The following is a 13384-nucleotide window of genomic DNA, read 5'->3' on the forward strand; positions in this document are numbered from 1 at the left end:
TTTCAGGGGCTTTATGTTTTTAGTCAACGGAATGGCCGGCGGGTCGATCCCGCTGTCAAATCGCAGCTTTCAGTACGGTGACGGCTGTTTTACTACGATTTTGGTCCGAAGTGGCGTCCCACAGCTTTGGGAGCGGCATCTGGAGAGGCTGACAGCCTGCCTGCATGCGCTTCAGATCCCAATGCCTGACCCGGAACTGCTGCGAAGCCAGGTCGAACAGGTCGCGCAGTGCGCACCGCTCAGCGGAGTGAAACTGCATATCAGCCGTGGCTCAGGCAGTCGTGGCTATGGCACTTCTGGCAGCGGTGAGGCGGTGGTGACGGTGAGCAGCTTTGACTACCCGCTGGCGTACCGTGAGTTTCAGGCCAGTGGCATCGAACTGGGCATCAGCAGCATCCGGATCGGGCATCAGCCCCTGCTTGCCGGGCACAAACACAACAACCGGCTGGAGCAGGTGCTGATCAAAGCAGAGATCGAGCAACGTGGCTGGCAGGATGCGGTGGTACTGGATCTTGATGGTAATGTCACAGAAGCCAGCGCTGCTAACCTGTTCTGGGTGGACCAGAATGGTGTAGTGCTCACACCAGAGCTCAGCAGAGCCGGTGTGAATGGCGTTATGCGCCGTCAGGTACTGGCCGCGCTTGATGAGCTTGGCATGCCATGGCGTGAGCAGAGCACCGGGCTTGCGAGCCTGTACGCGGCGAGTGAAGTATGGATGACTAACGCTTTGATGGAAGTGGTTCCTGTTACCCGCGCCGGGGAAACAGAGTATCAAATTGGACCGGTAACGCGTCAGATTCAGGAGAAGATTAGTTCGTGTTAAAGAAAGCAGTATTTGTGGTGGCTTTGCTTGCGCTGGTTGCGCTGGGCGGAGCTGTATATATCAAAAATCAGGTGGATCAGTACGCCAGCCAGCCGCTTACGATGGAAAGTGACTCGCTGATCACCGTTGAGCCAGGCACAAGCTTCGCCGGACTACTGGCCAAGTTTGAAAAGGCGGGCTGGATAAAACCAACGCCATTTGTTCGCCTGGTACCTAAGCTGCACCCTGAGCTGGTGAATGTGAAAGCCGGTACCTTTATGCTCAGCCCTGACAAGACGCTGGCTGAAGCGTTGAGCTGGCTGGGGCAGGGTAAAGAACATCAGTTTGCGATTACCTTTGTTGAAGGCAGCCGTTTTTCTGAGTGGCGTGAACAGTTCGCTCAGACAGAGCATATCGCGCATGACACGACAGAGTTGAGTGAAGCCGAAATTGCAGCCAGACTGGGCATTGAGCAGGAGAAGCTTGAAGGCCTGTTTTTGGCGGAAACCTATCACTATACGGCCGGTACCAGTGAGCTTGAGATCTTAAAGCGCGCTAACCGTAAGCTCAAAGCCGAGCTTGAAGCTGCGTGGCAGGGGCGTCAGGCAAAACTGCCGCTGAATAATCCTTATGAAGCCCTTATCCTGGCCTCCATCATCGAAAAAGAGACCGCGATTGACAGCGAGCGCGAGCGGGTGGCATCAGTATTTGTTAACCGGCTGAACCGCGGCATGCGCCTGCAGACAGACCCGACCGTGATCTACGGGATGGGGGATAAATATCAGGGCAATATCCGTAAAAAAGATCTGCGTACCCCTACGCCATATAACACTTACGTAATCCGCGGGTTGCCGCCTACGCCTATCGCTATGGCGGGTAAAGCGTCGATTGAAGCTGCCGTGAATCCCGAAGAGAGCCGCTATCTCTATTTTGTAGCCAGTGGTCACGGCGGTCATGTGTTTTCCAAATCGCTGACCGAGCATAACCGCGCGGTCCGTGAATATCTCAAAGTATTAAGAAGTAACCGATGAACCAGGCAAAATTTATCGTCATTGAAGGACTCGAAGGCGCGGGCAAGAGCAGTGCTATCGACAACATTCTCGCAGTCATGAAAGAGCACGGGATTGACAATATCCGTCAGACCCGTGAGCCGGGCGGCACCGTGTTGGGTGAGAAGATGCGTGCGCTGGTAAAAGAAGAGCATGCCGGTGAAGAGCTGCAGGATATTTCTGAGTTGATGCTGATGTACGCTTCACGCGTGCAACTGGTCGAGACGGTAATCAAACCCGCGCTTGCTTCCGGAAGCTGGGTCGTGGGTGACCGTCATGATCTGTCGTCTCAGGCATACCAGGGCGGTGGTCGTCAGATCCCGGCTAAAACCATGGCTTCGCTGAAAGAGCTGGCACTGGGTGAGTTTAAGCCGGATTTAACCCTGTATCTGGACATTGACCCGCGCATTGGCCTCGAACGTGCCCGTGGCCGTGGTGAGCTGGACCGGATCGAGAAGATGGACATCAGCTTTTTTGAGCGCAGCCGCGCGCGTTATCTTGAGCTGACGGCTCAGGATCCTGATGCCATCGTGATTGACGCGTCCCAGCCGATTGAACAGGTTTCTGCAGATATTCGCAGTGCACTGTCTGACTGGCTGGCAAAGCAGGGCTGCTGATATGACGCCGGAATACCCATGGCTGACAACCCTTGCCGGGCAGTGGAAAGCGCTGCTCGCCAATGACCGCCTGACCGGCGCTCTGCTGCTTTCTGGCAGGGCAGGGCTGGGCCTTGAAAGCCTGGTGGACTATTTTGCCCAAAGCCTGGTGTGTGGCTCAGCTGATGGAGAAGCGTGTGGATTTTGCCATCAGTGTGAGCTGGCCAAAACCGGAGCTCACCCGGATATTCACCGTGTCAGCCCGGAGAAAGCTGGTAAAAACATTACCGTTGATCAGATTCGCCAGTGCAATCGCTGGGCTCAGGAATCATCCCAGATGGGCGGTAAGCGACTGTTGATGATTGAGCCAGCAGAAGCAATGAATGAGGCTGCGGCAAATGCGTTGCTGAAAACCCTGGAAGAGCCGGCTGCAAACTGTGTGTTTTTGCTGGTGACTGCTAACAAGGCCGCGCTGCTGCCTACTATTGTCAGCCGCTGTCAGAGCTGGCACCTGGCGGCCCCAGCTGCAGATGTTACCCGTAACTGGCTGGCAGGTCAGCTGGATAAACCGGTTGATGATGCGGTGATGACCCTGTGCCATGGTGCGCCACTTAGCGTACTGGCCTTCTGTCAGCAGGGAGCGGAGAAAGATTATCGCGCCCTGGAGCAGAAGCTGGAACAGTTTCTGACTGCCCCGGCTGCCGATCCGGGCGTCATTTGGGGCGTATTGAAAGAAGAGACTACCGAAAGGCTGTATTGGCTGAGCCATCTGCTGCTGCAGGTACAAAAAGCCCACTTCGGTGCGGTATCTTCAGCCAATGGCCTTGCTGCGCTGCTCAGTTATGACAGCACGTACAAAATGTGCGTTGAACTCAATCAGCTGATTGGTCAGCTGAAACAGTTTCCTGGACTCAACCAGGAACTGTTGGTGTTTGACTGGTTACTGAAATTACATGGTAAGAGAAATGTTTGTTGATTCCCATTGCCACCTGGACAAGCTGGATTACCAGGATTTACATCAGGGAATTGAAGATGTAGTAGAGAAAGCGCGTCAGGCGAAGGTAGAAAGCCTGCTGTCTGTAGGAGTAACACTGGACTCGTTCCCGAAGATGATGGCGATGATTGCGCCGTTTGATAATGTCTACGCGTCCTGTGGTGTGCATCCGCTGGATGTGGAAAGCCCGTTCGACCCGCAACGAATGCGTGCTTATCTGCAGGAAGATAAAGTCGTCGCAGTGGGTGAGACCGGTCTGGATTACCACTATAAGCCTGAGACTGCAGAGCTTCAGCGCAGCTGTTTTGAGCAGCAGGCTGACATGGCGGTGGAAGTGAACAAACCACTCATCATCCATACCCGCAACGCCCGCGAAGATACGCTTGCGATCCTGCGTAATGCCGGCGCTGAAAAGTGTCGCGGGGTGATTCACTGCTTTACTGAAGATCTGGCCTTTGCCAAAGCGGCGATGGAGCTGGGTTTCTATATTTCTGTTTCGGGTATCGTCACCTTCCGCGCAGCTACCGAGCTCAAAGAGGTCGTTAAAGCGTTGCCGCTTGACCGGCTGTTGATTGAAACCGACGCCCCTTATCTGGCACCGGTTCCACACCGCGGAAAGGAAAATCAGCCTGCTTATGTGGTCGAAGTTGCGCAATATATTGCACAGCTAAAAGGGGTCAGCCTGGGTGAAGTGGCCTCTCAGACTACCCAAAATTTCACCGATCTTTTTTTGCGATAAAAAGTGAACCGGAACCAAAAAAGAGTGCGAAAGCGCTCTTTTTTTATTTGTTGGTTAATTATTCCTCATGTTTACCGTATTTGTTGGACAAAAATGAGCCAATTGCAACGTCTTGTAATTTTGTTACGTGAAATAACATTGGGTGCGTAATTGATTACAGGCGAAATATTTCGCTTTGTGAATAAAATACTTGATAAACATATAGATACGCGTATGTAAAGCATTTCAGCAATAGATCCTGATTGTGATCCAGTTAGTATTTTGAAACTAATTTTCACCATCCGCTAGGAATGGTGAGTTAAATCACGATATATTTTGAGGCGGAAAATATAATTCTTTTCAGGAATTAATTCCTTTGCAATCTGACACGTTTACTACACTGTTTAAGTGAAACATTCACTGATGGGGCAGTAATCAAGGCTACGGGGGTGTGCCGTCAGTTTGTAAGAAATACTAATAATCTTCAGGAGCATATTTATGAAAAACCTATTTGGTAATCTGCAAAAGGTAGGTAAAGCGCTGATGCTGCCAGTATCAGTACTTCCTGTTGCAGGTATTCTGCTTGGTGTTGGTGCTGCCAACTTTAGCTGGCTTCCAGAGGTGGTATCCCACCTGATGGAACAAGCCGGTGGTTCTGTATTCGGTCAAATGCCACTGCTGTTCGCAGTAGGTGTAGCACTTGGCTTTACTCACAACGACGGTGTATCAGGTCTGTCTGCTATCGTAGGCTACGGTATTACTGTTGCGACTCTGAGCGTAATGGCTTCCGTCATGGGCGTCGATAAAATCGATACCGGTGTTCTGGGTGGTATTATGGTCGGTGGTGTAGCTGCCTGGGCATTCAACCGTTTCTACAAAATTCAGTTGCCTGAGTACCTTGGCTTCTTCGCTGGTAAGCGTGCTGTGCCAATCATCACTGGTTTCCTTGCAATCGCACTGGGTGTAATCCTGTCGGTAATCTGGCCACCAGTTGGTTCTGCTATCGCGACATTCTCTGAGTGGGCAGCACACAAAGATCCTGTAACTGCATTCGGTATCTACGGTATCGTTGAGCGTTCTCTGATCCCATTCGGTCTGCACCACATCTGGAACGTACCATTCTTCTACGAAGCAGGTACCTGTGTGAACGCGAACGGCGAAACTGTAAACGGCATCATGACCTGTTTCCTGACTGCGGATGACGCATCTCGTGCAGCTGGTAACGGTTTCGGTCAGCTGGCTGGTGGTTACCTGTTCAAGATGTTCGGTCTGCCTGCTGCTGCATTTGCAATTGCTCACGCAGCTAAGCCTGAAAACCGCGCTAAAGTAATGGGTATCATGGCGTCAGCAGCTCTGACTTCATTCCTGACTGGTATTACCGAACCAATCGAGTTCGCATTCCTGTTCGTTGCTCCTGTACTGTACGCAATCCACGCTGTACTGGCTGGTCTGGCGTTCGTACTGACTAACTCTCTGGGTGTTGTACACGGTCATACCTTCTCTAACGGTTTCATCGACTTTGTTGTTCAGTCTCCACGTGCAGAAAACATGCTGCTGCTGGTAGGTCTGGGTGTTGCTTACGCAGTACTGTACTACGTAGTATTTACTTTCGTAATCCGTGCTATGGACCTGAAAACTCCAGGTCGCGAAGACGAGTCTGAAGAAGATGAAGAAGCTCTGACTGGTACTGCTCTGGCAGGTGAACTGGTTGCAGCATTCGGTGGTAAAGAGAACATCACTGGTCTGGACGCTTGTATCACCCGTCTGCGTGTATCTGTTGCAGACACTGAGACTGTTAACCAGGACAAACTGAAGCAACTTGGCGCAGCTGGCGTAGTAGTTGTATCAGGTGGTGTTCAGGCAATCTTCGGTACTAAGTCTGACAACCTGAAAACTGAAATGGATGAGTGGATTCGTAACCACGGTTAATTCCGCTTCAGCTTAACTTCCCCTCAAAAAAAGAAGGCTTCGGCCTTCTTTTTTGCTTTCTGACAAACACCTGACCTGCGGCGTGTTTACAGCCTACGGCATATTTGAGAAAACTCTGCCCATTAAAAAACTTATACGCAGAGACAACATATATGCGCAAATATGCACTTCTTTCCCTGGCACTGGTGTCAGGTTTTGCCGCAGCAGAAGGTAATGCAGCAAAAGACTTCAAATTGGGTTTTGGTGTGGACCAGGGCTTTAGCTTTGTTGGTCAGTATCAGGACACTTATAACTTCGCCATCGGTAACGATGGTGTTGCTGTAGATTATCTGTTCCACAGGAACAAGTTTGAATCACAGCCAAACCTTGACTGGTACATCGGCGCTGGTGGCTGGATCGGCTGGCGAGATAATGGCGGTGTTCGTGTACCGGTAGGACTTGATCTGGATATCGGGAAGGGCTGGAACGGCTATGCTCAGCTGAGCCCGGCGTGGAACTTCATTGGTAACAGTAAGCTGGAACTCGATGCGGCACTGGGTGTGCGTTATAGCTTCTGAATTTGATGGTTGCGCGGTACGTGGTTCGTGGGACGAGGGGCTTCTGCTTGTTCCCACGGTCTCCGTGAGAATACATACGGGAGGTTAAACCCAAAACCGTAGTTGATGTTAAGTCAGATATGCATTACCACGCGGAGCGTGGGAACGAGAAATATCATCCAGAGCCCAGAGCCCAGAGCCCAGAGCCCAGACCCCAGAGCCTTAAAAAAAAAACGCCGGCATTTCAGCCGGCGTTTGTCATTTCAGAGTGTTGAATACTATTTATTCATCGCGCGCTTAATGCAGATTGCTGCGCCACCCCAGGTGATCCCCAGTCCCAGGACCATCATGATGATTGCACCTGTTGTCATGCCAGTACCTCCTTACGGGTGGTTGCGTTGATAAGCAGAGAGAAAGCGAACAGACCAGCGATCAGCATCCAGCCTGGAGTCAGGTTGTAGCCGCCGTAGCCGTCGGTAAACAGAGCCTGAAGTTTGGTGGCCAGGATTACCGCCAGCATAACCGGGGTTACAAAGCGCAGACATACTTCAAACCAGCTGCCGATGCTGAAGTCAGACTGGCCGTTTACGTAAACGCGTACTTCAGGCACCTTGTTCAGCAGCCATGCCATCAGGGCAATCTCAACAAAACCGCCGGCCATGATGCCTACGTTGTTGGCGAAGTGGTCTACCAGATCCAGCAGCAGCAGGCCGCCGTTGGTCGCAAATGCCATTGAAACAACCACACCGGTACCGATCACCACATTGGCGGCTTTCTTACGGCTCCACTTCAGTTTGTCGATAATCGCAGAGGTGACCGCTTCCATGATTGAGATATGAGAGCTCAGACCAGCCACTACAAGGGCGAAGAAGAACAGAGGGCCAAGGATGTACGGTGCAGGCAGCAGGTTAATTGCCGCTGGCAGGGTTACAAACGCAAGACCAACACCGGCAGAGACGACGTCAGTCAGGGCTTTACCCTGCTCCTGAGCCATGTAGCCCAGAACCGCGAAGATCATGATACCGGCCAGGATAGAGAAACCACAGTTGATCAGTACCGTCATAAACGCGTTGTTGGTGATGTCTGACTTTTCAGGCAGGTAACTGGAGTAGGCCAGCATGATGGCAAAGCCGATACTCAGGGTAAAGAAGATCTGACCATACGCCGCCGCCCAGACTTTTACATCACCCAGCTTGCTGAAGTCCGGTGCAAACAGGTAGTTCAGGCCGTCCAGTGCGCCTGGCAGGAACAGCATCCGGCCGATCAGCAGCAGTACCATCACAAACAGAACCGGCATCATGATTTTTGATGCGCGCTCGATTCCGGCTTTTACACCGCCGACGATAGCGGCGTAAGTGATGCCCCAGGCGATTAGCATCGCCAGCGCAATCTTCCATTGAATGCTGCCAAGTGCGGTTGGTGAGTTGTCACCGCCCAGTTGCAGGTATTCACTGAAGAAGAAGGCGTTGGTGTCAGTGCCCCAACTTTGGTTAAACGACATGCCAAAGTAGGAGATAGCCCAGCCAATTACTGCCACGTAGTAAACGGCGATAACAGCCGCTACACCAACCTGGAACCAGCCCAGCCACTCAAATTTAGGGTGGATTTTTCCCAGGGTTTTGGGCGCCGAGCCACGGTATTTCTGACCCATGCTGAACTCAAGGATCATAAATGGGATACCTGCGGTGAGCATGGCAAAAAGGTAAGGAATAAAGAATGCCCCGCCACCGTTCTCGTATGCCATATAAGGGAAACGCCAGATGTTACCCAGCCCGATGGCTGAGCCAACAGCGGCTAAAATGAACCCCGCCCGGGATCCCCATTGTTCTCGCTTCATAAATTGCTCCTTTACAAACTTTCCTGATATGAAGCTTTACCTGTATCTGAGACTCAAACTGTCCATAAACAGAGAGTAATGCACGGTGCAACTCTTTGTTGGTAGTAATTTGTACTAACCTGAAAGGTAAAAACTGGTTATATATTCTGATTTTTATGATGTGTGTTTGCGAAAAGCGGAATAATCCGCTGCGCATAAGCCGAAGACTACCGGCTATAAAAAGTTAAAGCAATAGATGTATCTGGTTGAAAAGCGTTAACGGGCAGGATGATAAAATGTTAACTGATGGTTTCTGTTTGCAGATCTGCTGATGAAATGTCACGAAAGTGAATAAATGTTACTCAACCGACGAAATGGGCAGCAGATCACACTAAATTAATAAATAAGTGGGTGCTGCTGACGAATCTGAAATCGGCCTGATAATCAGGGCGGGCTGAGTCTATTTGTCGCACAGCATTCTGCACCTGTTCCGGAATGAAGCGTTATACTGTTTATATTGTTAATAAGATGGCAGCAGTGTTACCGGGAGTAACATTTGTGACCCTGGCTACACTATGGTTATTCCGCTCGGGACATTGCTTGAACAGCACTCACGGAGCTGTTATTTATTTGTTAACTAACAGGAGGTTGCTATGGAATATGATCTGAAACTGGCTCTGGGTATCGTGGCGGTTGCGTTTGGTGTCATGATTGCGTTTGGTGTCATTGCGATCGCGACTGCATAACACCGTTTCAGCGTATGCGGAATGCCGGGGTTGTTAACGAACACGCCGCTCAGCTGGACGACACGCGTTTTACTAAGTATCTGGGCGGAAATATCGCTTTGGTCGCACAGGGAGGCGGCCAGAAGGGGATATTTACCGCCGGTGTCCTGGATGCTTTTTTATTCTCTAACTTTGATCCTTTCGATGCGTTTTACGGCACGTCTGCTGGCGCGATGAACCTGGCTGCTTATCTGTGTCGTCAGCCCGGCCTGAGCAAAGCCTTTTTACTTGAACTGACGACCCGCCGCGAGTTTTTCCATCTTTACAGTTATATCCGTAAACGCCAGCCACTTGGGCTGGACTGGGCGATGGAAAAGATCTGTCACTATCCGTACAAACTCGATCTCGATATGGGTGAGAGCGTACTTGGCGACCGGGAAGCAGTTGCGACGGTAACGGAAACAGCCCACCTTCAGGACCGTTATCTGCCGATCTTTGGTCCTGACTGGAAAGAGGTGTTAACCGCGACCTGCGCGATTCCCCGTCTGTATGACAAGGCGGTTGAGATCGGGGGAACAAGTTATCATGATGGAGGGATCTCCGCCTCTGTTCCCGCCCAGGAAGCCTGGCGTCGCGAGGCCCGCCTGATAGTGGTGATCCGGACAGAAAATCTGGATCAGCCTCTTCCGGAAGGCGTAGCACCCGGTACGGAGGCGCACGTTCATCCAGGCTGGTTTCAGAACTCGCTCGCAACCATACAGTCGCAGTGGGATAAGCAGATCGCTGGCTGGAAGCAGGACTGGAGCGGCTTTCTTAAAGAGCAGTTTGATAAGTCTCAGCCGGAGCATCCCCATCAGCACGCGATTAAAGCACTGAACGGTGGCCGGTGGCTGTTTGGTGCGGATGACGTTTATCGTCTCAGTCATATCCTGGGTGAGCGTTTTGACTCCGGCCTTGCAGACATGCTGATGATCCACTACCAGACTTACACTCTGACCCGCGAGTTTTTGCATCACCCGCCGGATGATTGCTTTGTGGTGCAGATCGCACCTGACGCGCAGATGAAGTCATCGCCTCTTATGAGCAAAGAAGAGCAGCTTCTCAGTGATTATGAGCTTGGTTATAAAGCGGGGGAGAACTTTATTCAGGCGTTTAAAAATGCAGGAGCGGGACACTTATCCCGCTCCGGTTAGCCAGATTTCACTTCAGCGCTTACTGCACGTCAATGATCCGCATACAGTTGGTCGAACCAACCACGTCCATGACATCACCCTGGGTGATAATGATTTTATCGCCCTTGTCCAGCAGGCCTTTTTGCTTAAGGGTTTTTACCGCTTCCAGAGCGGTTGGCAGGCCCGAATCAGCTTCACGGCTGAAGAAGACAGGCGTGACTCCCCGGTACAGCGCACAGCGGTTCAGGGTTGCTTCATTACGTGACAGGGCAAAGATAGGCAGGCCGGAGCTGAGCCTCGACATGATCAGCGGTGTACGACCGGACTCGGTCAGGGTGATCATTCCGGTAACGCCTTCAAGGTGATTGGCCGAATACATGGTCGCCATGGCGATCGCTTCTTCAGAGCTGGTAAACTGGCGGTTCACCCGGTGACTTGAAACATTAATGCTGGGCATTTTCTCAGCACCTACGCACACTTCAGCCATGGAGGTTACGGTCTTAACCGGGTGGTTACCGACTGCAGTTTCACCGGACAACATGACAGCATCCGTACCGTCAAGTACTGCGTTGGCTACATCCATTACTTCAGCTCGGGTAGGGAGTGGGTTGATGATCATTGACTCCATCATCTGGGTCGCAGTGATAACGGTTTTGTTCAGGCTTCGGGCGCGGCGGATCAGCTCTTTCTGAACCCCGATCAACTCCGGATCCCCGATTTCAACCCCAAGATCGCCCCGGGCGACCATCACGGCGTCAGAAGCCGTAATGATGTCGTCCATACTTTCACTGTCGGCGACCGTTTCGGCGCGTTCTACTTTGGCGACCAGGCGGGTATTAAGGCCTGCATCCGTCGCAAGCCGGCGGGCATAACGCATATCATCGCCATTACGCGGGAACGAGACAGCCAGGTAATCCACTTTGAGTTTGGCCGCGGTCAGGATGTCCTTTTTGTCCTTATCTGTCAGGGCTGCGGCAGAAAGGCCGCCACCTTTCTTGTTGATCCCTTTGTTGTTGGAAAGCGGGCCACCGACCAGTACCCGGGTATGGACCTTGCTGCCTTCTACGGAGATTACTTCAAGCTGAACCCGGCCGTCATCGAGCAGAAGGGTATCGCCCGCGAACACATCTTTGGCAAGCTCCGGATAATCCAGGCCTACGGCTTGCTGATGGCCCTCGCCTTTGCCAAGCTCTGCATCGAGGGTAAAGCTGTCACCCACACCCAGCATGACCTTGCCGTCTTTAAATGTGGATACGCGGATCTTTGGCCCCTGCAGGTCCCCCAGGATGGCGACATGAATGCCGTGTCTGGCTGCAATGGCGCGGACCTGCTCTGTACGGTTAATATGGTCCTGTGGCTCGCCGTGTGAGAAGTTCATCCGGACAACATTTGTACCGGCGAGAATGATTTTTTCGAGGATTTCAGGGCTATCTGTGGCGGGGCCTAAAGTAGCGACGATTTTGGTTCGTCTCAGACGTTTTGACATGGTGATCTCCAGCGTTGAGCACAGCCCGTATTGGGCTGCTTTTTATTATCGAGTTTAGACGTTATTGTTTTTTTTGTTCATAAAATAACACTGTAACGATTACTCTGACCACCCTCAAACAGAGGGGATTTTTTCATCTTCGTGCCAATTTGTGTTTTATCCGTGACGCTGGTCACGAGGTTTGTCCAAGGTGCTTCACAATTAGTTCGCAAAGTAAAAAAATTAACTTATTAACAGTTCCTGCCTCTCTTGATTCTTTTAATTATATTACGCAGGGCTTTCATTTTTTACTTGTCGGAGTTTTCTATGTACATGGCTCAACCAGGCCATATTGATCATATAAAGCAGGTCAACGCGGGCCGTGTATATAAGCTGATTGATACCAAAGGCCCCATATCCAGGATTGACCTTTCCAAAGCCAGTGAGCTGGCTCCGGCCAGTATTACCAAAATCACCCGCGAATTGATCGATGCCCACCTGATCCACGAAACCACGGTACAGGAAGCGACCAGCCGTGGCCGTCCTGCCGTAGGTCTTCAGACCGATAACGAAGGCTGGCAGTTTTTGTCTATGCGTCTTGGCCGGGGCTATCTGACTATTGCCCTTCATGAACTGGGTGGCACCGTGCTGGTAGAAACCAAGATCGATATTGAAGAGATTGAACAGGATGATGTTCTGGCGCGGCTGCTTCATGAAATCGAAGAGTTTTTCCAGTCCTACAGTGACATTCTTGACCGGGTAACCAGTATCGCTTTGACTCTGCCAGGCCTGGTAGATTCGCAAAGCGGGGTAGTGCTGCAGATGCCTCATTACAACGTGAACAAACTGGCGCTGGGGCCGGAAATTTATCGAGCCACCGGTCTGCCGGTCTTTATCGCCAATGATACCCGTGCCTGGGCGCTGGCTGAGAAGTTGTTTGGTAACTCTCAGGACACTGAGAACTCGGTACTGGTTTCCATTCACCATGGTCTGGGTGCCGGTATTATTCTCGATGGTCATGTGCTGCAGGGCAGACACGGTAATATTGGTGAGCTCGGTCATATCCAGGTGGACCCAAATGGTAAAGCCTGTCATTGCGGCAATATCGGCTGTCTTGAGACGGTGGCCAGCTCTAAAGCACTGCGCGATAAAGTTGCGGAGCGGATTGCAGTCGGTGACCAGACTACTGTTCCGGCAGACGATATAACGGTCGAAAGCATCTGCGCGGCAGCGAATGAAGGCGATGCTCTGGCCATTGAAGAGATCGAAAAGCTGGCGGATTATCTGGGAAAGGCAGTATCAATTGTCATCAACCTGTTTAACCCTCAAAAAGTACTGATTGGTGGCGTGATCAACGAAGCCAAAAACATTTTGTTTCCGGCTATTCAAAGCTGTATCGAAAGGCAAACATTGCCGGTTTATCATCAGGATCTACAATTAGCAGAGAGTCGTTTCTATAATCAGGCGACTATGCCGGGAGCGGCATTAATCAAACAGGCGATGTACGATGGTGAACTGTTGATGAAAGTGATTGAAGGTTAAGAAATTAATCATTATCGGTGCTTTGTCACGGCTAACCAAT

Annotated in this window: 13 protein-coding genes; 10 read left to right on the forward strand and 3 right to left on the reverse strand. The window is 51.4% G+C overall.

All coding sequences use genetic code 11. The features are described from left to right. The first annotated feature begins 13 nt into the window (after positions 1 to 13). The 7 genes from pabC to ACVB80_RS12820 all read left to right on the forward strand — a co-directional run bounded on the left by pabC (position 14) and on the right by ACVB80_RS12820 (position 6645). The gene (gene pabC, locus ACVB80_RS12790) at positions 14 to 823 is read left to right on the forward strand and encodes an aminodeoxychorismate lyase (RefSeq protein WP_481081673.1); all 810 of its coding nucleotides are present in this window, start codon (positions 14 to 16) and stop codon (positions 821 to 823) included. Then, a complete protein-coding gene (gene mltG, locus ACVB80_RS12795) occupies positions 817 to 1833 on the forward strand; it encodes an endolytic transglycosylase MltG (RefSeq protein WP_481081674.1) in 1017 nt (338 codons plus the stop codon). The genes pabC and mltG overlap by 7 nt, the downstream gene beginning before the upstream one ends. After that, positions 1830 to 2468 (forward strand): dTMP kinase, encoded by a 639-nt coding sequence (gene tmk / locus ACVB80_RS12800; protein ID WP_481081675.1) that lies wholly within the window; start codon positions 1830 to 1832, stop codon positions 2466 to 2468. Before mltG ends, tmk begins: the two co-directional genes overlap by 4 nt. Position 2469: 1 nt before the next feature. Beyond that, entirely contained in the window at positions 2470 to 3423 is a 954-nt protein-coding gene (gene holB / locus ACVB80_RS12805; protein ID WP_481081676.1) for a DNA polymerase III subunit delta', read from the forward strand. After that, on the forward strand, positions 3413 to 4180 hold the full coding sequence (locus ACVB80_RS12810; RefSeq protein ID WP_481081677.1) for a TatD family hydrolase: 768 nt from the start codon (positions 3413 to 3415) through the stop codon (positions 4178 to 4180). The genes holB and ACVB80_RS12810 overlap by 11 nt, the downstream gene beginning before the upstream one ends. A gap of 477 nt (positions 4181 to 4657) precedes the next feature. Continuing rightward, on the forward strand, positions 4658 to 6088 hold the full coding sequence (ptsG, locus tag ACVB80_RS12815; protein ID WP_481081678.1) for a PTS glucose transporter subunit IIBC: 1431 nt from the start codon (positions 4658 to 4660) through the stop codon (positions 6086 to 6088). Between the two features lie 152 nt (positions 6089 to 6240). Continuing rightward, entirely contained in the window at positions 6241 to 6645 is a 405-nt protein-coding gene (locus tag ACVB80_RS12820; RefSeq protein ID WP_481081679.1) for a hypothetical protein, read from the forward strand. 257 nt (positions 6646 to 6902) lie between these two features. Here ACVB80_RS12820 and ACVB80_RS12825 read toward each other — a convergent pair whose 3' ends face one another. Both ACVB80_RS12825 and ACVB80_RS12830 read right to left on the reverse strand, forming a co-directional pair. After that, on the reverse strand, positions 6903 to 6995 hold the full coding sequence (locus ACVB80_RS12825; RefSeq protein ID WP_481081680.1) for a MetS family NSS transporter small subunit: 93 nt from the start codon (positions 6993 to 6995) through the stop codon (positions 6903 to 6905). Further along, positions 6992 to 8461: a sodium-dependent transporter gene (locus ACVB80_RS12830; protein ID WP_481081681.1), complete on the reverse strand. Its 1470-nt coding sequence runs from the start codon at positions 8459 to 8461 to the stop codon at positions 6992 to 6994. Before ACVB80_RS12830 ends, ACVB80_RS12825 begins: the two co-directional genes overlap by 4 nt. A 632-nt stretch (positions 8462 to 9093) precedes the next feature. Between ACVB80_RS12830 and cydH the strand changes: the two genes are divergently transcribed. Next, complete coding sequence (gene cydH, locus ACVB80_RS12835) at positions 9094 to 9186, forward strand: cytochrome bd-I oxidase subunit CydH (protein WP_481081682.1); 93 nt, start codon at positions 9094 to 9096, stop codon at positions 9184 to 9186. A gap of 14 nt (positions 9187 to 9200) precedes the next feature. Beyond that, entirely contained in the window at positions 9201 to 10358 is a 1158-nt protein-coding gene (locus ACVB80_RS12840) for a patatin-like phospholipase family protein (RefSeq protein ID WP_481081683.1), read from the forward strand. A 19-nt stretch (positions 10359 to 10377) separates the two neighbouring features. On the opposite strand, the gene pyk is transcribed toward ACVB80_RS12840, so the two are convergent. Next, on the reverse strand, positions 10378 to 11823 hold the full coding sequence (gene pyk / locus ACVB80_RS12845) for a pyruvate kinase (protein WP_481081684.1): 1446 nt from the start codon (positions 11821 to 11823) through the stop codon (positions 10378 to 10380). Positions 11824 to 12129: 306 nt separating this feature from the next. On the opposite strand from pyk, the gene mlc reads away from it, so the two are divergent. After that, positions 12130 to 13344, forward strand: coding sequence for a sugar metabolism global transcriptional regulator Mlc (gene mlc / locus ACVB80_RS12850; protein ID WP_481081685.1), 1215 nt, complete (start codon positions 12130 to 12132; stop codon positions 13342 to 13344). The last annotated feature ends 40 nt before the right edge of the window (positions 13345 to 13384 follow it).

It is taken from the genome of Vibrio sp. 9-16B-A1, from assembly GCF_056726165.1.